Origin of the sequence: Achromobacter insuavis (assembly GCF_902859645.1) — a bacterium.
In the GTDB taxonomy this organism is placed as follows: Bacteria; Pseudomonadota; Gammaproteobacteria; order Burkholderiales; family Burkholderiaceae_B; genus Achromobacter; species Achromobacter insuavis.
Map to the genome: position 1 here is coordinate 85,220 of NZ_CADIJR010000003.1, position 19,252 is coordinate 104,471.

The 19,252-nt window shown below is 61.2% G+C and carries 14 protein-coding genes, 3 pseudogenes and 1 riboswitch; of the genes and pseudogenes, 10 read left to right on the forward strand and 7 right to left on the reverse strand.

The window, feature by feature from the left end; translation table 11 throughout:
• The first annotated feature begins 109 nt into the window (after positions 1-109).
• The 6 genes from H0523_RS03345 (at position 110) to H0523_RS03370 (ending at position 6,232) form a co-directional block, all read left to right on the forward strand.
• A complete protein-coding gene (locus H0523_RS03345; RefSeq protein WP_054435573.1) occupies positions 110-1,426 on the forward strand; it encodes a Rieske 2Fe-2S domain-containing protein in 1,317 nt (438 codons plus the stop codon).
• 12 nt (positions 1,427-1,438) lie between these two features.
• Complete coding sequence (locus H0523_RS03350) at positions 1,439-2,428, forward strand: ABC transporter substrate-binding protein (RefSeq protein ID WP_054435574.1); 990 nt, start codon at positions 1,439-1,441, stop codon at positions 2,426-2,428.
• 42 nt (positions 2,429-2,470) lie between these two features.
• The gene (locus H0523_RS03355; protein WP_054435577.1) at positions 2,471-3,442 is read left to right on the forward strand and encodes a PDR/VanB family oxidoreductase; all 972 of its coding nucleotides are present in this window, start codon (positions 2,471-2,473) and stop codon (positions 3,440-3,442) included.
• A gap of 14 nt (positions 3,443-3,456) precedes the next feature.
• The gene (locus tag H0523_RS03360) at positions 3,457-4,650 is read left to right on the forward strand and encodes a Gfo/Idh/MocA family protein (RefSeq protein WP_054435579.1); all 1,194 of its coding nucleotides are present in this window, start codon (positions 3,457-3,459) and stop codon (positions 4,648-4,650) included.
• A gap of 74 nt (positions 4,651-4,724) precedes the next feature.
• The gene (locus H0523_RS03365) at positions 4,725-5,270 is read left to right on the forward strand and encodes a MarR family winged helix-turn-helix transcriptional regulator (RefSeq protein WP_054435582.1); all 546 of its coding nucleotides are present in this window, start codon (positions 4,725-4,727) and stop codon (positions 5,268-5,270) included.
• A gap of 182 nt (positions 5,271-5,452) precedes the next feature.
• A complete protein-coding gene (locus H0523_RS03370; RefSeq protein ID WP_158072276.1) occupies positions 5,453-6,232 on the forward strand; it encodes a sulfite exporter TauE/SafE family protein in 780 nt (259 codons plus the stop codon).
• Positions 6,233-6,327: 95 nt separating this feature from the next.
• On the opposite strand, the gene H0523_RS03375 is transcribed toward H0523_RS03370, so the two are convergent.
• From H0523_RS03375 to H0523_RS03395, 5 genes and pseudogenes are all read right to left on the reverse strand, one after another.
• Positions 6,328-8,115, reverse strand: a complete 1,788-nt coding sequence (locus H0523_RS03375) for a thiamine pyrophosphate-binding protein (protein ID WP_054435586.1) — start codon at positions 8,113-8,115, stop codon at positions 6,328-6,330.
• 72 nt (positions 8,116-8,187) lie between these two features.
• Positions 8,188-9,165 (reverse strand): tripartite tricarboxylate transporter substrate binding protein, encoded by a 978-nt coding sequence (locus H0523_RS03380; protein ID WP_054435599.1) that lies wholly within the window; start codon positions 9,163-9,165, stop codon positions 8,188-8,190.
• A 52-nt stretch (positions 9,166-9,217) separates the two neighbouring features.
• Positions 9,218-9,745, reverse strand: a complete 528-nt coding sequence (locus H0523_RS03385) for a cupin domain-containing protein (protein WP_054435588.1) — start codon at positions 9,743-9,745, stop codon at positions 9,218-9,220.
• A 14-nt stretch (positions 9,746-9,759) separates the two neighbouring features.
• A complete protein-coding gene (locus H0523_RS03390; RefSeq protein ID WP_054435600.1) occupies positions 9,760-11,271 on the reverse strand; it encodes an aldehyde dehydrogenase family protein in 1,512 nt (503 codons plus the stop codon).
• A 607-nt stretch (positions 11,272-11,878) separates the two neighbouring features.
• A pseudogene (locus H0523_RS03395) lies at positions 11,879-12,101 on the reverse strand (transposase); the annotation flags it as partial.
• Positions 12,102-12,337: 236 nt separating this feature from the next.
• Between H0523_RS03395 and H0523_RS32475 the strand changes: the two are divergent.
• A pseudogene (locus tag H0523_RS32475) lies at positions 12,338-13,018 on the forward strand (IS110 family transposase); the annotation flags it as partial.
• Between the two features lie 150 nt (positions 13,019-13,168).
• Here H0523_RS32475 and H0523_RS03405 read toward each other — a convergent pair.
• Positions 13,169-13,426 (reverse strand): annotated as a pseudogene (locus tag H0523_RS03405) (transposase); the annotation flags it as partial.
• 300 nt (positions 13,427-13,726) lie between these two features.
• A riboswitch (yybP-ykoY riboswitch) is annotated at positions 13,727-13,897 on the forward strand.
• Positions 13,898-13,912: 15 nt separating this feature from the next.
• Between H0523_RS03405 and H0523_RS03410 the strand changes: the two are divergent.
• The 3 genes from H0523_RS03410 to H0523_RS03425 all read left to right on the forward strand — a co-directional run bounded on the left by H0523_RS03410 (position 13,913) and on the right by H0523_RS03425 (position 17,984).
• Positions 13,913-14,488 carry a manganese efflux pump MntP gene (locus H0523_RS03410; protein ID WP_054435593.1) on the forward strand — a complete coding sequence of 192 codons (576 nt, stop codon included), beginning with the start codon at positions 13,913-13,915 and terminating at the stop codon, positions 14,486-14,488.
• Between the two features lie 46 nt (positions 14,489-14,534).
• The gene (locus H0523_RS03415; RefSeq protein WP_131728821.1) at positions 14,535-14,726 is read left to right on the forward strand and encodes a hypothetical protein; all 192 of its coding nucleotides are present in this window, start codon (positions 14,535-14,537) and stop codon (positions 14,724-14,726) included.
• Between the two features lie 2,115 nt (positions 14,727-16,841).
• Positions 16,842-17,984 carry an acyl-CoA dehydrogenase family protein gene (locus tag H0523_RS03425; RefSeq protein WP_054428390.1) on the forward strand — a complete coding sequence of 381 codons (1,143 nt, stop codon included), beginning with the start codon at positions 16,842-16,844 and terminating at the stop codon, positions 17,982-17,984.
• 59 nt (positions 17,985-18,043) lie between these two features.
• On the opposite strand, the gene H0523_RS03430 is transcribed toward H0523_RS03425, so the two are convergent.
• Complete coding sequence (locus H0523_RS03430; RefSeq protein ID WP_054428389.1) at positions 18,044-19,024, reverse strand: Bug family tripartite tricarboxylate transporter substrate binding protein; 981 nt, start codon at positions 19,022-19,024, stop codon at positions 18,044-18,046.
• Positions 19,025-19,252: the final 228 nt, after the last annotated feature.

The window sequence follows — 19,252 nt, forward strand, 5'->3', positions numbered from 1 at the left end:
CCGTATCCAGCCGGAAATCCAGCATTGAATAAATACTTAGATCTCTAATATAATTGTTTTGCCAGACGCCGCCTGCGCGTGCTGAGAGATCCGAGGATGAGGAGGGTGTATGTTGACGAATGAAGAGAACGAACTGCTCTGCCGCGTTGAAGGGGACGCGCCGATGGGGCAGTTGATGCGCAATTTCTGGATACCGATTTGCCTGAGCGAAGAGGTGAGCGAACCCGACGGAGATCCCGTCCATGCGCGGATCCTGGGCGAAGACTTGGTCGTGTTTCGCGATACCGAGGGGCGGGTTGGCGTGATGGACGAGTACTGTCCGCATCGGCGGGTGTCGCTCGTCTACGGCAGAAACGAAGACTGTGGGCTGCGTTGCCTCTATCACGGCTGGAAAATGGATGTCGAGGGAACCGTCATAGAGATGGTCTCGGAGCCGGCAGCCAGCACCATGGCCGAGAAGGTGAAGCACAAGGCGTACAAAGTCCAGGAATGGGCGGGGCTGATCTGGGCGTTCATGGGAGACCAAGCCCGCATCCCAGCGTTCGTGCCTCCGCCCTGGGCGCCGGAGAAGTCCGCGAAAGTCAGCATCGCGAAGGTCCTGATTCCGTGCAACTGGGCGCAGATTCTGGAAGGCGCCATTGACTCGGCCCATAGTTCCAGTCTGCATTCTTCGGACTTCGTGCCGGCACGCGTGGGGGGGGCGGAGGCAACCGAAAAGAATTGGTTGCGGCCGTCGACGGACAAGGCCCCGCGCATGCAGGTCCATCGTACGGAATATGGCTTCCGCTACGCGGCCATCCGACGCCCCATTACGAATGCCGCGCAGACCGACTATGTCCGGTCCACGGTTTTCGTCGCACCCGGAACCGTGTTGATTCCGCCAAACAATCTGTACAACGTGGCGAACGTCAACGTGCCGATGGATGACACCAATTCGGTCTTCTACTTCATTGCGTGGGGTGACCGCGCCACGACGCCGGATACCGAAACCTGGCGCAAATTCCTGGGTACCAGCATCGGCTCGGATCTCGACGATCAGTACCGCCCGCTGCGTAACGTGGACAACCGATTCTGGCAGGATCGCCAAGCGATGAAGGCAGGTAACTTCACGGGCATCAAGGGCTTTCCGAACCAGGACATCGCAATGTGGGTAACGATGGGCCCGATCGCCGACCGTTCCAACGATCGCCTCGGGGCCAGTGACCTGGCCATCGTCGAGTTCCGGCGCCAGATGCTCGAAGCGGTCCAGGAATTCTCCCGGGGGCAGCCCGCTATCGGCACGGGCGACAAGCAGATCCTACCCAGCGTATGTTCGTTCCAGGCCATTGTCCCCAAGACTGTCGACTGGCGGGATTTCGAAGCGAAGCCTGTGTATGGCGCCGGTTCTGGACCGCAGCTCGAAAGCAACTACGAAACCACCGCCTAGGGGCAACAGTGCATGTCTAAACTTCAATTGTCTATTGCAATGGGCGACTACGATCGCAATCGCGCCTTGTATGACGGGGCCGTGCAGATCGATGGCGTCAATCCGGTGTATGCGCTGTTGAGCCCGGAAGAAATGTTCTTCCGCGCTTTCCGCTTTCAGGATTTCGATGTCAGTGAGCTGTCGTTTTCCAGCTACCTGGTCAAGCATGCGGCCGGGCAATGCCCGTACATCGCCATCCCGGTGTTCCTGTCCCGCGCATTCAGGCACACCTCTATCTATGTCCGCAAGGACAGGATTCGCCGTCCTGAGGATCTCAAGGGAAAGCGCATCGGGATTCCGGAGTATCAGTTGACCGCGAATGTGTGGGCCCGCGCCATCCTGGAAGAGGACTATGGGGTGAAGCCGTCGGACGTGATCTGGGTACGAGGCGGCATCGATCAGCCCGGCCGGCCGGAAAAGATCAAATTGAAGCTGCCCGACAGCGTGAAGATGATAGATGCGCCTGCCGACACGACCATCTCAGACATGCTGGATCGCGGAGACATCGATGGTTTCATGGCACCGCGCGCCCCGTCGGGGAATGCCCGTGTCAATCCCAATATCGGTTGGTTGTTCGACGACCCGACCGAGACCGCAAAGGGCTACTACCGGCGGACCGGAGTCTTTCCGATCATGCACGTCGTCGGCGTGAGAAAAACGCTGGTGGAACAGCACCCCTGGCTACCCGGCACGCTCTTGAAGGCCTTCGACCAGTCCAAGCTTGCTGCGCTGGAAAAGCTGTCCGACACCTCGGCCACTAAGGTGACCTTGCCGTTCGTGGAGGAGCAACTGAAGGCCGCAAGAGATACGCTGGGCGCGGATTACTGGGCCTATGGCGTTGAAAAGAGCTTGCCCACGCTGGAAGCCTTTACTCGGCATCATCATGCGCAGGGGCTCTCGGACCGTCAAGTTCGGGTCGAGGAACTGTTTCATCCCAGCACGTACGAATCCTACAAGATATGAAGGAGGGCGGGAGGCAATGCTTCCCCGCTCGAGGAGGCAGTCATGACAGATCCCACGACGGACAACGCGGCATTGATGTCGCTGAAAATTCTTGCTACGCACCAGGCCGCACAAGGCATACGTTCATTCGAACTGGGACGCGAAGATGGAACCGACCTTCCCGAGTTTTCGGCGGGTTCGCACATAAAGATCCAGGTCCCCAACGGAGAGTGGCGGAAATATTCGCTGTGCAATGATCCCTCCGAACGTCAGCGCTATGTCATTACTGTGAAGCGAGAGGCGCAGGGCAGAGGAGGGTCGGTCAGCATGGTCGACGAGGCCAAAGAGGGCGACACGGTTTTGGTCGCGCCGCCCGATAACGCCTTTCCCTTGGTCGACAATCCTGGATCGCTGACGTTCATTGCCGGGGGCATTGGCATCACGCCCATCTTGTCAATGATCCGATCGTTCGGCGAGCTTCCTCCCGCGCCTTGGAAGCTGTACTACTTGAGCCAGGCCGCCGAGACAACGGCGTTCCTCGAAGAGTTGGGATCGGACCTGTACCGGTCGAATGTCAAGATACACCACGACCTCGGCAATCCGGACGCCTGCTTCGACCTGTGGCCCATTCTTGAAAAGCCGAACCGAGGGCACGTCTATTGCTGCGGCCCGAGGGGGCTGATGGAAGCCGTCCGCGATATGTCGGGTCATTGGTCGCCCAAGCGCATCCACTTTGAGAGTTTCCTGGAGGGCGGAGGAAAGCGGCCGGAAGACAAGCCGTTCTTGGTGGAGCTCGCCAAATCGAACCAGACCCTTGAAGTGCCCGTGGGAAAGTCGATACTGTCGGTATTGCAGGCTGCGGACGTGCGCGTCGGCTATTCGTGCGAAAGCGGGACGTGCGGGTCCTGTCGGACGCGGATGCTCGAAGGAACGGCAGACCATCGCGACATGGTGTTGCTTCCGGAAGAGCAAGCGTCCCAGATCATGGTCTGCGTTTCCCGAGCCACGTGCGAAAAGCTGGTCCTCGACCTGTAGCCGAGCCCCCAATCATGAAAAACGGAAAATTGCGTATCGGCGTGGTCGGCCTGGGGCGGGCGTTTTCGTTGATGCTTCCCACGTTTCTTGCGGACCCCCGAGTCGAACTCGTGGCCGGGTGCGACCCGCGCGCGGGAGCCAGGGATCAGTTCAGCCGAGACTTCTCCCGGCCAGCCTACGAGGCAGTGGAAGCGTTGGCCGCTGACCCTGAGGTGGAAGTCATCTACGTCGCCAGCCCGCATCAGTTTCATGCGCGGCATACGCAGATTGCCGCCGATCATGGAAAGCATGTCCTGGTGGAAAAGCCCATGGCGTTAAGCCTGGCCGAATGCGATGCCATGATCGACGCCTGCACGCAGGCCGGCGTCCATCTGCTCATCGGCCACTGCCACAGCTTTGACACGCCCTATCTGAGAACCCGCGAACTGGTGCAATCAGGGAGATTCGGCGCCGTCCGCATGATCCACGCCCTGAACTTCACGGACTATATCTGCCGGCCGCGCAGGCCGGAGGAACTACGGACGGAACAGGGGGGCGGGGCAGTGTTCAGCCAGGCTGCGCACCAGGTCGACATCGTACGGCTGTTGGCGTGCCAGGAGCCGGAGCGCGTGCGCAGCGCGCTGGGTAACTGGGACGAAAGCCGCCCAACGGAAGGGGCCTATAGCGCGTTGATGTGGTTTCACGGCGGCGCATACGCGGCATTGAATTACAACGGGTATGGCCATTTCGACTCCGATGAATGGATGGGATGGACGGGCGAGATGGGGCTGCCCAAGTCGTCGGAAGACTATGGCGCGGCCCGGCGGCGGTTAAAGTCAATCGCTGGCCCCGCGGAGGAGTCCGCGCTCAAAAATGCGGGCACCTATGGCGGGAGCGCCTATACGCCGCCCGACCGGCAGGCGCCCGGCGCGGCGCGCCATCAACACTTCGGACCCTTCGTCGTGTCGTGTGAAAAAGCGGATTTCCGGCCGCTTCCGGATGGGATCTACGTCTACGAAGACGACAAGAAATACCTCATCGACATCGAGCCTCCCCCGGTTCCCAGAGCCGAGGTCATCGATGAACTCTATGCCGCTGTCCATGCCGGGCAGCCATGCCTGCATGGAGGGCAATGGGCCCGGCGCACACTGGAGATCTGCCTTGCGATGATCGAGTCTTCCCGGGCGTCGCGGGATGTCATCTTATCCGGGGTTATGCGCCACGTTTGATCTATGACAACCGGCTGAAGAATGTTTCGAGTATCATTTTTAGACATCTAAGTACACGAAACTTCATATAGCCGATGACTTCAAAAGAAACCAGGACAGTCCTTGACCACTGGCGCGAGGCTGTTCCAGACGATAGGCTGGCGCACCTGATCAAGGATGCCACGCGCGCTTTTGTCCGGGGCCTGCAGGTGCGCCTGTCCGACTACAACGTGTCGTTCGGCCACTGGACTTTCCTGCGTATCCTCTGGGAGCAGGACGGCCTGACTCAGCGGGAATTGAGCGAGCAGGCTGCCGTCATGGAACCAACCACGTTTTCCGCGATGAAGGCGATGGAGTCGCTCGGTTATGTCGAGCGCAAGCATCTGCCCGGGAACAACAAGAACATCCATATCTTCCTGACGCGAAACGGCCGCGCGCTGAAAAAGAAGCTGGTACCGCTTGCGGAAGAAATCAACGCGATCGGCACACGCGGCCTGACCGAGGTCGAAATCAAGACCACGCGCAAAGTGCTGCTCGCAATCATCACCAACCTGGCGGAAGACGAAGCCGCCCTCGAGAACGCCGAGCGCAAGGTACCCTCGACCCGGGAGCTGTCTCGCCGGATATCGTCGGCCGAGTGAGCCGCCGCTAATCGATCCACGCGCCCGGGCAAGGTGTTGGGGCTGGATCGGTCTCGTCCAGCCCGCCTGCCGCGGCGTGCATCGCTGTTGCAATAAAGTTAGATCTCTAATATTCTCGTTCATGGCCAACCGAGCGCCGGGTGGCGTTCCTGGTGTTGGCGCAAACAATGGACGAGACAACAATGGACTTGCTGTCCCAGGTGCCGTGGACTTTCACAGGGATTCCAGCGCTTGCGCTTCTGGGATTCGCCGGACTTGCTTTTTTTGGGGCAGGAGTCGTCAAGGGAGCCCTGGGAGTAGGGCTGCCGCTCGTCGCGGTGCCGCTATTGTCGCTAGTGCTGCCGCCGCCCACCGCGATCAGCCTGCTGGTGGTTCCCGTGCTCATCTCCAATCTTTGGCAGGCGTGGCAGGCCGACAAGCCAGCAAGGTATGCCATGCGTTTCAAATGGCTGTCGCTGAGCCTGCTGGTGAGCACGGTGGTATCCGTCCGGTTGTCGCTCGCGCTTCCCACCGAGCTCTTGAGTGTGCTCGTGGCCGCGTCGGTCATCTGTGCGGTGGTACTGATGATGTACAAGCCGCAGGGTTCGATACCGTCTGAACAGGAGCTTCCGCTTGGAATCGGGGTGGGCGTGCTGGCGGGCATGATGGGCGGATTGTCGTCCATGACAGGCCCTTTCATCATCACGTACCTGCTCGCTCTCAAGCTTGGGCGAGACGAATTCGTGGGCAGCATCAGCATCATCTACCTGTTCGGGATGATTCCGCTTTACCTTGCGCTTGCCTACTACGGTCGCCTTGGTTTGGTCGAGACGTCGATGTCGTTGCTGGCGCTGGCGCCGATGGCGCTGGGAATGATGATAGGCCGGCGAATGCGCGCGTTCCTCAGCGAAGAGGCTTTTCGTCGCGTATTGCTGGGCTTCCTGGCTTCGGTGGCGGTGCTGCTGGTTTCCAAGGGGGCTTGAGCAATCCACCCTGCGATGTCGGCGCGCTGGCGGTCCCTATCTGTGACGCCGCCGTGCCGATGCAGGATGGCCGCGGCCTGCCAGGATATCAGCGGCTAATCGTCGTGCGACCGTGTCATGCCCGATGACATTGCCGGGCTGTATCCCGGCGTCACGTGGACATCGACGACGACGCTACCCCCGGCGCGCACGAGTTCCACGGCGTTTCGCAAGACGCCCACCAATTCCGCCGGCTCGGAGACAGGGCCAAAGCCGGTAAGGCCTTGTGCGCGGGCCAGCCCTGCCAGATCAGGCGCGGGATCATCGATGCGTTGCCCGATCCACCGGTTCTCGATAGGCCGGCTGCGATCCCGCGCGACGCGTTCCTGGTGCAATTCGTCGTTGAAGAAGGATCGATTGTTGGCGACGATTATCAGTAATGGAATTCTGGCGTTGGCGGCGGTCCAGAGCGCGGATACGCCCATGAGGTAGTCTCCGTCGCCGATGATCGCGACGGGAAGCCGGCCGGAGTCCTTGAGCCCCAGCGCCGCGCCTACCGCCATGCCTGGCCCTGACCCGATCCCGCCGCCGCCGTCGTAGCCGAGATAGTCGAGCGGGTGGTCGAAGTCGCAAAGGTCGCCGGACCATCCTAGCGGCAGGCGGATCAGGCTCATGTCCAGCCCTGCGGCGGCCGCCTCGACATCGGCGGCAAGCTGAGCGATGGAAATCGTGTCCGACTTTGCAATCTGGCTGCGCGGATATGGGCGCTCGCTGGGGGAGGGTCGTTTGTCCACTTGGGAAAAATCAGGATGTTCGACGACCGACGCCACGAAGGCGTCAGGGTCGCACAAGAGGGTGAGATCTGTCTGGGGCAGCGCCTGGTGATCCATGGACCAGCCGTTGTGGACGTACTGATCCAAAGACACGTGGACGACGCGAGCATGGCATGCGGCGTCGCCAAAGGCCTGGCCCAGTGTCCCGGCCAGGTCGAGCCAGTCCAGACTGACGATCAGGTCGGCTTGCCTAAGTGTCCCCGCGGCCTGGGGAGAGAGGAAGAACCCTGGGGCGGCGCCATGTGCGCCGTGCGAGGTGGGAAAGGCGGCGCCAAGTTTCAGATCGGTCAAGACCAAGGCTCCCCAGCTTTCCACGAGCCGCACGCGCTGCTCCCAGTCGGCGGTGTTTCGAGAGACTCGCCCCATGAGGACCACGGGTCGCCGCGCGGCCCGGACCCATTCCAGTACTTGGCGCACGTCCCGCGCCAGCGGCCGCCCGCCCGCGGGCTGGGGGTAGCGGGTCCGGTCCAGCCGAGGCGGCCGGTCATTGACCGGCGCTTCCTGTAGCGCGGCGTCGAAGCAGACGTAGGTGGGACCTTGCGGCGCCGTGTTCGACATCAGCACCGCCCTGGCGATCGCCTCCTGTGCGGCTTTGGGCGATGCCGGCTGCGCATCCCATTTGACGAAATGACGAACCAATGCGCCCTGGTCCTGCGCAGTGTGTATCCAGTCGATCCAGGGACGGCGTTTCGCCGCGTCTACGGGGCCGGTCGCTCCCAGTACCAGGACCGGGGTGCGGTCCGCCCAGGCATTGAAGATGGCCATCGATGCGTGCATCAGGCCAACGTTGCTGTGGACAATGGCGCCGCACAGATCTCCCGTCACTTTGGCATAGCCGTGCGCCATGGCGACGCCGTGCTCTTCATGCAACACCAGCAGCATTTGCGGCTGCTGGTTGCCCAGGTGGTTCACCAGACTATCGTGCAGCCCACGAAAGCTGGCGCCCGGGTTGACGAAGAGATAACGGATGCCGACGTCTCGAATCGCGTCGGCGATGACGTCGCTTCCCCAGCATCCACTTTCAGACGGAGAGGGCACGGGCACATCGCGACGAGGGTAGTCCTTGCTCATATCGAACTCACATTGATGATCTTGATCGGGTGCGCAGGCACGGGCGGTGCGCTGGCGGAAACGCGGGGAGGCTTAGCGGCTTTCCGCAGAGATTCCCGCATGCTTGATGACTTGGCCCCAGCGCTTGAGGTCTTGTGCCGCAAGTTCGCGAAATTCCTCGGGTGTGCTTGTCTTCGCTTCGATGCCTTGTTCGGTCAGAGACTTTTTCACGCTGGGCTTCGTCAGGACCGCGCGGGTGTCTTGATTGATCTTCTGCAGAACGCCAGCGGGCGTGCCGGCGGGGGCAACCAGCCCCACCCAGATGTCGCTCTCGTAGCTCGGATATCCGCTTTCGGCGATGGTGGGAACGCCTGGGAGCAAGGCTGAACGATCCTTGCTTCCGAGCGCCAGCGCCCGAAGCTTCCCGGCTTGAATGTGGGGCAGAACCGAGTTCAACGGCGCAAACAGTACGTGGACCTGGCCCGCCAGAAGATCGGCGGTGGCAGGGGCCGCGCCCTTGTAGGGGATGTGCGTCATGCTTATGCCGACGACGCTTTTGAATAGTTCGGCCGAGAGGTGCTGGGGAGACCCGGCTCCCGAGGAGGCGTAATTCAATGTGCCTGGGTGCGCCTTGGCGTACGAGACGAGTTCCCGCAACGATTTCGCCGGGACCGAGGGGTTGACGACCAACACGACGGGAACCGTCCCAAGCAAGGTGATCGGGGAAAAGTCCTTTGCCGGATCGAAATTCTGCCGGTACATGACAGGATTTACGGACATCACGTTGTTGGCGGCGATGAGCAGCGTGTATCCGTCCGCCTGAGACCTGGCGACGAGTTCGGCGCCGATGTTGCCAGCGGCCCCAGGCTTGTTTTCAGCGATGACGGGCTGTTCCCATTTTGCGCTGAGCTCCTGGGCGATGACGCGGGCCAGGACGTCGTTGCTTCCGCCCGGCGTGAACGGAATGACCAGTTTCACGGCCTTTTCAGGGTATTGCTGTGTGGCCGCAGCGGGAGTTGCGGCAAATGCGGCACAGAGCGCGCAGAGCGCGGACGCAATAGTGATTTTCATGTCTTCCTCCTCGGCTCGCATGGAGCCTTTATGTTTTTTCGGTCTGCACCAATCAGGCGAAGTACCGCCCTGCCATAAAGGTTGGTGGAATCTCGTTGTTCTCTGCCGAATAGCCATCGAAAGGACGGCCGTCCATTCCAACACGCTGCAGGACGTCCGCGCCCGGCGAAACGGCCGCGCCGATTCGAAGCAGGACCAACGCTTCATCGTCGAACGCCTGGAATTTGTAAAAGCTCCCGGCGGGTAGCAAGACGCAGTCGTAACGCCGCGCCTCGTGCACTTCTCCAGCGGGTCCTTCGAACCGCGCACCTCCTTGCAGCACCACAAACACGTGGTCTTCGTTGGGATGGGCGTGCAGTTCGTTCTCGCCACCCTCGGCGTACGTCTTGAGGACGACGCTCAGCATGTCAGTGGCGCCGAGCACCTGATTGGTACGGCCCGAGGAGGGAAGCGGGGCGGTCAGATGGAAGAAGCTCGGCGTTTTTTTCTGGGCAAGCTGCAGCATTTCGGCTCGCCAGTCATCGGCGCTGTTAACGATAGGGGCTACGGGCCGGCTTCTGGATTCTTCAGGGGTTTTCATCGACACTCCAGGGGTTACGCGGTGCGATGGCTGGGCACCGCCTTCAGGTAGACGTTCTTCTCCTTGGAGAAGCTCAGAAGTTCTTCAAGGCATTCCTCGCGTCCCAGGCCGGACTGCTTGTGACCGCCAAACGGGGTGCCAAGGAAGTGCTTCGACGTTTCGTTCACCCACACGTAGCCAGCCTCGACATTGGCGATGCAGTGCTGGGCGTGCCGCAGGTCATGGGTCCAGATTGAGCAGGTGAGGCCAACGGGCAGGGCGTTCACGTCTTGCAGCATTGCGCCCTCGTCTTCCCACTTGAGCACCGAAAGAACCGGGCCGAAGATTTCTTCGGACGCGATGCGCATGTGCTGCTTGACGTCCACGAACACGGTGGGCTCCAGGAAGAAGCCGCCTTGGAGCCGCGGGTCCGTGGGCGGCTTGCCGCCACACAGCAGACGCGCTCCTTCCTGTTTCCCAAGCTCGATGTACTGGCGAATGCTGTCGTACTGCGCGCGGCTGATGATGCAGCCCATGGTGGTGGCAGGATCCGTCGGGATGCCGGGGACAAGCGCCTGGCAGTGGTCGATGAGTAGCCGGTTTACTTCGTCGTAGATGTCGGCGTGAATGAACGCTCGGCTCGTCGAGCCGCAGGATTGCCCGCACCAGGAAAAATTCATCCCTGCGACGACCGCGGCTGCGACCGTGGCAGGGTCGACGTCGGGATATGCGATCAACGCATTCTTTCCCCCGAGCTCCAGCAGTACGGGCTTGACGGTCTCGGCGGCGGCTCGACCGACGGCGATTCCCGTTGCAACGCTCCCTATGACCGCAACAGCGGAAACGCGCGGATCCGACGCCAATTCCGCACCCACTTCCTTTCCGCCAGGTATCACATTGAATACGCCGGCGGGAAACAGGCCCTCGGACAGCTCCGCGAGTCGCAGCGCAGAAACGGGCGCCTGCTCCGGCGGCTTGATGATCAGCGAATTGCCGGCAGCGAGCGGGGCGGCTGCCTTGCCGGCGGAGAACATGAGGGGGTGATTGAAGGGAATGATGCGGGCAACGATGCCCAAGGGCTCGCGCACCGAGAACGAAAAATCGCCTGGCCCCATGGGCACGGAATGCCCCTTCATCTCCGTTACCAGCCCTGCAAAGAAGTCAAGTTGCGATGCGGCAATTTCCACGTCCATGACCAGGTCGCGCCACGGATTTCCCCCGGTCGCCGCGTCTATCAGCGCGAGTTCCTTGGCGTTCTCTCGAAGACGTTGGGCAAAGGCGCGAATCGACTTGGCGCGTTCCAGGGGGCGGATGGCCTTCCACGCCAGGAAACCGGCTTGCGCTGCGGTAATGGCGCTCTCTACATCCGCGGTCGACCCTTGCGCGACGTCACAGATCTTCCCCCCTGTGGCGGGATTACGGATAACGGAGTAGCGCGCGTGCGCTGGGCGATGCCACGATCCCCCGTAATAGAGATCGAGATTTGAAGGCATCGATGCGTTCAGGCCTGGTACTTCATGCGCAGCATTGGGTAAATCAGAGTTCATCAAGCTTCCTCTTTGAAAGACGAGCTCGTCCCTTGCCATTCCTTTTCGGGGCAGGTCGGGATACTTGTGCTCCTGGAGCGCTGAGGGCTCACGATGGTCGATCCGAGGCGACGGATCTTGAAGATGGACAGAAGCTAGGGAGGCCGGGCGCTGGGCGGGCACATGGGGATGTCTCCTGATCGTGAGCCACGGAAAGGGCGGCCCGTCTTTGCGGGCTTCAATCAGAATACTTAGATCGCTAATGAAAAGGATACTGGTAGATGCCCTACGGCCTTGACGTACATAGCGTGGACATTTGACTTGCGGCTGCGTCACCGTTCCGGCCAGCACGACTCCGGTTGGAGTCGTGGCCGTGGTGTTTGCCGAGTGTCTACCGTTTGACCGCTGTGGCGGGCCTGCGTCGGCAGGGGAGCAATCTCACCTGTGATTGGCGGGAGGGGCGGTGGTGAAGGCAGTCGCCACCAATCCGCCGTTCAATCGAAGAAGGAGGCGGTGACTGGGGGACGCGGCCCTTGGGCGCGGACGGGGGCTCAGCATTGGGTGAAAGTTGTAGGGGCGCGGTTGGGAGCCTGTCCGTATTTCTGTGGGCGAGGCGTTTTAAAAGTTGTTATCCCCGCGCCGCAGCAAACCGTTCGCCGAACAGGATAGCAAACCGGTTCATGGCGGCTTTCCAGTCGAAGGTCGCCCTCACGGACTTGGCCAGCACGTTGCGTAGCGCCAACCATAGGAGCTTGATGGCGGCCTCGTCGGTGGGGAAGTGACCGCGCGTCTTTGATGATCTTTCGCAATTGCATGTTCAAGCTCTCGATGGCGTTGGTAACCGGCATGATATAGCCAGCGCCCCACCGTTCCGCGCCGCGCAGTTCCGGCGTATGGATGTGACCATTCGGGACACGGGGCACTGGGGAGCACTTCGGGTGGTCAGGCCGTTCTTATACGATGAGCCGCGAGCTCGTGTTAGTAGTTGGCCGCCCCTGCGACCCGCCCAGTTGCGCTGCGAGCGCGAATCCGTAGTTGTCGTGCTGTCCCACCGGCTCCCTACATTCATTCGAATGGGAGAACGGTTATGCGAATCGTAGGGTTAGATGTTTCTCGCTCCGTCGCTGAGATTGCGTACCTGGAGGACGGCGTACTGCGTGCAGGTGGCCGTGCCGGGCTGAGACGAGATGAACTAGAACGCTTTGCCGCGAAGTTGCACAAGAGCGATCATGTGGTGCTCGAGGCGACGGGCAACATCGCTGCCATCGTCAATGTGCTTCGCCCGCATGTGGCGCGCGTGGCGATTGCGAACCCGCTACAGGTACGGCTCATCGCCGAGGCTCGCGTCAAGACAGACAAGATTGACGCGGCGGTGCTCGCACAACTGTACGCGAGCCATTTCCTGCCCGAAGTCTGGATGCCCGACGAGAACACGCTGGCTCTACGCCGACAGGTCTCGCGCCGGGCACAACTCGTTCGGCAACGCACGAGGCTCAAGAACGGAGTCCATGCGGTGCTGGCTGTGCATCTGATCGCGCGGTGTTCTGCTACGCACCTGTTTGGCGAGAAGGGACGGGTGTGGCTCGGCGCGCAGCCTCTGCCAATGGATGAGCGCTTGGGCGTCGAGCAACGCCTGCGGGAACTGGACCGCCTTGGTGAAGATCTGCGAGAGGTGGACCGGGCCTTGGCGCAGGTCAGTATCAGTGACGAACGACTGCGCAGTCTGCTGACCATCACCGGCGTAAACACCACGGTGGCAATCGGCCTGAAGAACGGGCCGTCGCTGCGCAGGCTGAACGTACCTATCAACGGCTGTTCTCAAGATGGAAGGAGGCGCGCCCCAAGGGGCGCGACGCCCCACTGTTATGGCCGGGGACACGGATTTCATAAAAAAATCGCGTTGGGGCTTGTCGTTTTCATCCGTCGTATAGATCACGCGCCTGATGTCCGGCGGGAAGACGACGAACGGCGTGACGTTCTCCCAGGCCCGCTGCCAGGCCGCGACGATCGTTGGGTACTTGATCCCCCAGGGCCCATCGGCGAATGTTTGCAGCCCCTGCTCGGCCGCCACGGCCTTGCGATCCTTCCAACACGCGTAATCCAGGCTGTTGCGGATCAGATGCACAATGCAGGTCTGCACCGTCGTGCGCGGGAACAGGTCTTGAACCTCGCTGGGCGTCATCGGTCCCTTGACCAGATGGTCCAGCAACTCGGCCGGCACTTCAGGCAGCCGCCCACGGGCCGCTGCCTGAGCGGCTGCCGTGCGTTTCTTCTTCATCGGCATATCCATGATCTTTAGTCCTCATGATATGCCCCGCACACAAAATCACGGATAGGCCCGGCCGTCGCCGAACGGCGGCTTCCGACCGACCCAAAGCGGAAGTTCGGATGTGCTCTAACCAACGACTGTTGTGCTTGGATTGCTGTCGTAGTGGCGGCCGCCAATTTGGCAATCGTGGGCGGCGCCGCTACAATAGCGATCCTCTTTGGGGAGTAGCCGGCTTCCAGATTGCCTGGAAGAAGCTTTCGTCAACAAGCTCGGCCCCCACGGCCGTGGCGAAGGCAACCCAGCGTAGGCGAGACCAACGAGCATCTTCCGACAGCCCAGGCCGGGCGCGGACGATGTTCGTCGTGTCCCACAATGCCCGGCCGACTTCTTACCATGAATCCCATCTCTGTCTTCATGCTCGGCTTGGCCATGTCCACCGACGCATTTGCCGCCGCCCTCGCGCGCGGCGCCGCCATGTACAAACCCCGCCTCTTCGAGGCGCTTAAGATCGGCCTTATTTTCGGCGTGGTGGAAGCTATCACCCCTGCCGTTGGGTGGTTGCTTGGCTCTGTGGCGTCAAATCTTATTGAAGCCTACGATCACTGGTTGGCTTTCGTGCTCCTGATTGGATTAGGCGCGCATATGATCTACAAAGCGAGTCAGCCGGATGAGGGGGAAGAGGCGGCGCCGGTATCAAGCAAAGAGAAGAAAATCGCCGCGATTGCGCTTACGGGTCTGGCCACAAGCATCGATGCCATGGCGGTGGGTGTAGGACTTGCGTTCATTGACGTCAACATTATCGCGGTTTCGCTCGTCATCGGCTTCTGTACGTTTGTCATGGTCACCGTCGGTGTCATGGCTGGCCGGGCGCTAGGCTCGCTCATAGGTAAACGCGCCGAGCTGGTGGGGGGGCTCGTGCTGATCATGGTAGGCGCCACGATTCTCTACGAGCACCTCACTGCTACCTAACAGCGCGGCGCAAGGGATAAATTACATTCTTATCTACGACTGGGGTTTGAATTCCTGGTTGAACCAGGTTTCGAACGTGTGGCTGCTCCGCATAATCGAAGGTTTGTTCTTCGAGGTCGGCGAGGCAAACGATCTGCGCGTGCGGAGCAAGCATTTCAACGCATTGCCGGGTTTCGATTCGGTTTCGATCCATGTCGACGCGGCAGTTGAATTCGCGCTCGGAGAGCGCTTCCGGTAGTTCCTCTTCTAAAGTGCACCCGGTTTAACCTCGGACGTCCCTCGGCTGGATTTCAGCTTATGGCCGAAAACGGACCCCATCGTCGGCGGCTTCCGACCTTGGCTTACAGCCGGATATGACGTCCGGAAGACCGATTTCGAGTGTCAAGTTCTGGATGACGCGCCGCTCAGCCTCGCATGCAGCCGGTGGCTGCTGCTATTGATACGATGCGGCCGACTTAGGGCACGGGTGTGGCCACCAGCTTGTCGCTTGGAATGGGCACCAGGAAATCCCCGCATTCGTCGACAGGCGCGGTAAACCAATCGCGGTAAGCGCCCTCAGGCAGGATGACAACCATGCGCTTTTCTTTGCCGGGCTGGTGGTATTCACGGAAAAGCGGGTCCTTGCCCGCTTTGATGGTCAGCTTGGTGTAGCTTTCCTGTCATTGCCCGGCGGGATCGCGGTACCGGTGCGACAAACGTGCAATGCCGATGGGTGTGCCGTCCGGGTGAAGCGGGTCGCGGCGGCCGTGCCTAAGCGCCAGTCAGGCTCGAAGATGGCATCGGCCGGAATGATGCAGTGTTGCGCGCTTCTCCAGGCATTACCCAAGGTGAACGACTTCGGGGCTGTCTCGCTGTGGGCGTTGAAGGTGGAAATTCAGAGACACGCTGTCGGAGACCAGCGTGTTGCCGTCCCACCTGGCGCTATTATTCACGGCGTTGACCCTGCTTGCCTCTCGTGCGGAGGACATTGACTTGTCGGGGCGGGTCATCGAATCTCTCTCGGGGATTCCTGCATTCGATCCAGTTGCGCGAGCTCACGCATATCTTTCGGGCCGGACGTTCGGTGACGCGCCGCCGGGGGATGGGCAGGTTCGTAGGGACTCTGTGCCTATCGGGGGGAATCGTCAGGTCGCTCCAATCAGCGCCAGCGCCGTAGTCCGAACGAACTGTGGTTGTCGTGCCCTCCGATCCGCAGGATGCCGAAGGACGCTTCGCCCAGTAGGCGGGATACGCCTGGTCAGCCGGGTTCTTGCCGGCCAGCAAGGCCGCATTATTCGACCCCAAACGCGACTGATGCTCGCGGCTAGCGTACCCCGCAAACTTCGAAATCGTCTTGACGGGCCGCGTTCAGGCACTGCGCTGGCGGTTTTGGTTCAGGCCCGCGGCCTTGAACGCCTCGAATAGCGTCGCTCCGTGGGGGGGAGCGCCACGTCGGTGCGCCGCACCATGCCCAGCGCTCGTTCGAACGTCTCGGCGACACCGCGGAGACCGGATCGGTGGTCAGGGAGTTGATGGTGGCCTTGGCGCCCTCGCGCGGCCCAAGTCGAGCTTGGCGTCGTCCGCATCCACGGCTACAACGCTCAGGCTTATCGCCTTGGCGTACTGCACAGCCATCCAGTCGACTCCGCCGATGCAGGAGATGACAATCCGACTGCCGGACGGGGGGCGCCATTGACGCCAGCGCAAAGCACCGGCGCCAATCGAAAAAATTCTACTTCTGCCTGCATCGCGTTTCTAGAGGGGTAATTAATCGACACCGCCTTGGACATGAGGGTATTCCTGATCCAGCCTGACCTCATTGAGCAGGTGCCGACGGACGGCCGGGATCACCGCTCAACGGGGGAAGGCTTGTCGGCGTCATCCCACCCCTCTGACGGATTGAAGAAGTCGCCAGGCGAAATTTTTAGGAGACGAAACTTTTCATTTGCCGCAGGAGAGCGCCGGAGGGGCTCGTCTACACAGCCAATTGCCTCCATCAATAATAGTCACTTCAGGAGATCAGGCGGACGGAAGCGCTCATATAAGGATTGAAGTGAGAGGCGCGAACAGGAATCTAGAGACACAAAAATGTGTACTCGGGCCACTCATTTGTGCTCATCGCACGGACAGTGCCATGAGCTCAAATGAGCAAGAGTTGCGGTCGGGGACGCTGGCCCGAATTTTGCATCCATTGATTGCTGTAATACTCCCGCGTCAGCGTCGGACGAGCCGGTAGATTGAGTAACGCCAGAGACCCCAGAAGAAACTGATACAAGGCAACTTGGTCAATTCCTATCTTCACACCTGTACAGACTCCTCGCGCATGAGGCACTCGACTGTCAGAGGTGCAATTGAATATCTCGGAGGCAAGCAGATGGACTTTAATCAAACTGAAGAACAGATCATGTTGCGTTCGGCGATCGAACGGCTTGTGCATTCAATGTGCACGCCCGAAAAAGTTAGGCAGTGGGACCGCGACGGTTCGTATCCGGAGGAAGTCTATGCGGCTATGGTCGACGCCGGTTTTGTCTCCATGGTAGTCCCGGCCGAGTACGGCGGGATGGGCAGTCCGATGTCTGATTGCATCATCCTCTACGAAGAGGTCGCCAAGCCCAGCGTGGACTTCGCGACGCGCATTGCGCTACAGGCCTGGGGCTGCTCGATTCTGGCGGATGTGGCGCCAGAGGAGTTGAAGCGCGAATTCCTGCCGCGCGTGGCGCAAGGCGAGGCCAAGCTATCGTTCAGCCTCACTGAGCCCAGTTCCGGGTCGGATGCGGCGTCGCTGACCACGAGCGCGCGGCGCGACGGCGATGATTGGCTGATCAACGGCCAGAAGGTGTTCTCCAGCGGCGCGGATGCGCCCGACAACCACATCGTGCTGGCCGTCAGGACCGCGAAGAGCGACAAGCGGCACGATGGCATTTCCCTGTTCCTGGTGCCCAATGATCTCAAGGGCATCACCATCCGGCGTCTGGACGTCATCGGCCGCCGCGTGTTGGGCCTGTCGGAAATCTACTTCGACGACGTGCGCGTGCCCTCGCGCTATCTGCTGGGAGAGGAAGGCAAAGGCTGGGGATATATCGGACGCCATCTGGAACGCGAGCGCATCACGCTCGCGGCGAACTATCTGGGCTGCGCCAGCAGCGCCTTGAACGACGCCACGATCTACGCCCAGGAAAGAAAGCAGTTCGGGCGCCCCATCGGCCAGTTCCAGGCCATCGCGCACATGCTGGCCGACATGGCGACCGAGGTGGAATGCGGCCGCTGGCTGACCGCGATGGCCGCCTGGCGCTATGACAATGGCTTGTCGTGCCGCAAGGAAGCCAGCATGGCCAAGCTCTACGTTTCAGAGATGCTTCAGCGGGTCACCGCCTCGGGGATGCAGATCCTGGGCGGACACGCCTACACCACGGATCACGCGATGCAACGGCATTGGCGCGATGCCCGCAACGCGACCGTCGGAGGCGGCACCTCGCAGATTCAGCGCGAATTGATCGCGCGGGAATTGGGACTGTAAGCGCTTGACGGCAGGGCGGCCCGGTAGCGGGCCGCCCAGTGGGACGATGCCGCAGCCGCCTAGTCGGCGGTGATGCCTACCTTCTTGATGATGGCGCCCCAACGTTGCGTTTCATCGCGGATCACCCGGGTCGTTTCTTCCGGCGAGCTGCCCACGGCCTCCATGCCGCGCACGCGCATGGCTTCGCGGAACTTCTCGCTCCTGCCTATATCCATCAGCGCCTTGCTCAGGCGGTCCGTCACCTCCGCCGGCACATTGGCCGGGGCGAGGATGGCGTACCAGCCGAACACGTTGAAGTCCTTCACGCCCGATTCCTCGACCGTGGGCACGTCGGGCATCAAGGCGCTGCGCGCGTTGTCGGCCACAGCGATGGGGCGGACCTTGCCCGACTGGATAAGCGGCAGCGCGCCGCCCACCGTCGCGAATGTCGCGTCTATGCGGCCGCCCAGCAGTTCGGTAAACGCCAGGGACTCGCCCTTGTACGGGATGTGCATGATGGGCATGCCGGTGCGGTCCTTCAGCATTTCCATCGTCAAATGCGCGGTCGAGGCATTCCCCGCGGATCCATAGTTGAGCGCGCTGGGATTCTTCTTCGCCCGGTCGACGAGGTCTGCGACGGTGTTGATCGGCTGATCGGGGTTCGTCACCAGCACCAGCGAGAACTTTGCGATTAGGGAGATCGGCGTGAAGTCCTTGAGCGTGTTATAGGGCAGGTTCGGGTACAGAGTGGTGTTGACGCTGGCCAGGCCTTGGCTGGCCAGCGCCAGGGTGTAGCCGTCGGGGCGCGACTTGGCGACGAAGTCCGTGCCTATGATGCCGCCCGCGCCGGTGCGGTTTTCGACGATGACGGATTGGCCCAGACGTTCCGACAGATCCTGGGCCAACGTGCGGGCCAGGATGTCGGAAAGACCGCCGGCGGCGTAGGGGGTGATCAGGCGTATGGGCTTGTCCGGATAGCTGCCGGCCGCCGCTTGCCCTTGCAGCGCCACGCTGGCCAGCAGGGCCGCCGCAGCCAGTAGCGGTTTTCTGAAAACGGTCATTCTTATCTCCAATTCCGCTTTTCGCCAGCGGAGAATACATATGTAGTTATTGTTCAGCCTGCCTCTGCGGGCGGGCCGGCAACATGAACGCAGGGCGCGTCGGGGGTAACCACGCAACATCCGTGCCAGGGGCTGGCGCCGCCTGCCTGCCCGCCTGGAGACTGTCCGCATGCGCGTTGGTGTTCATGGTCCGATCAGCAGTGTATGGGCGGCGCACAGCAGTTGCTC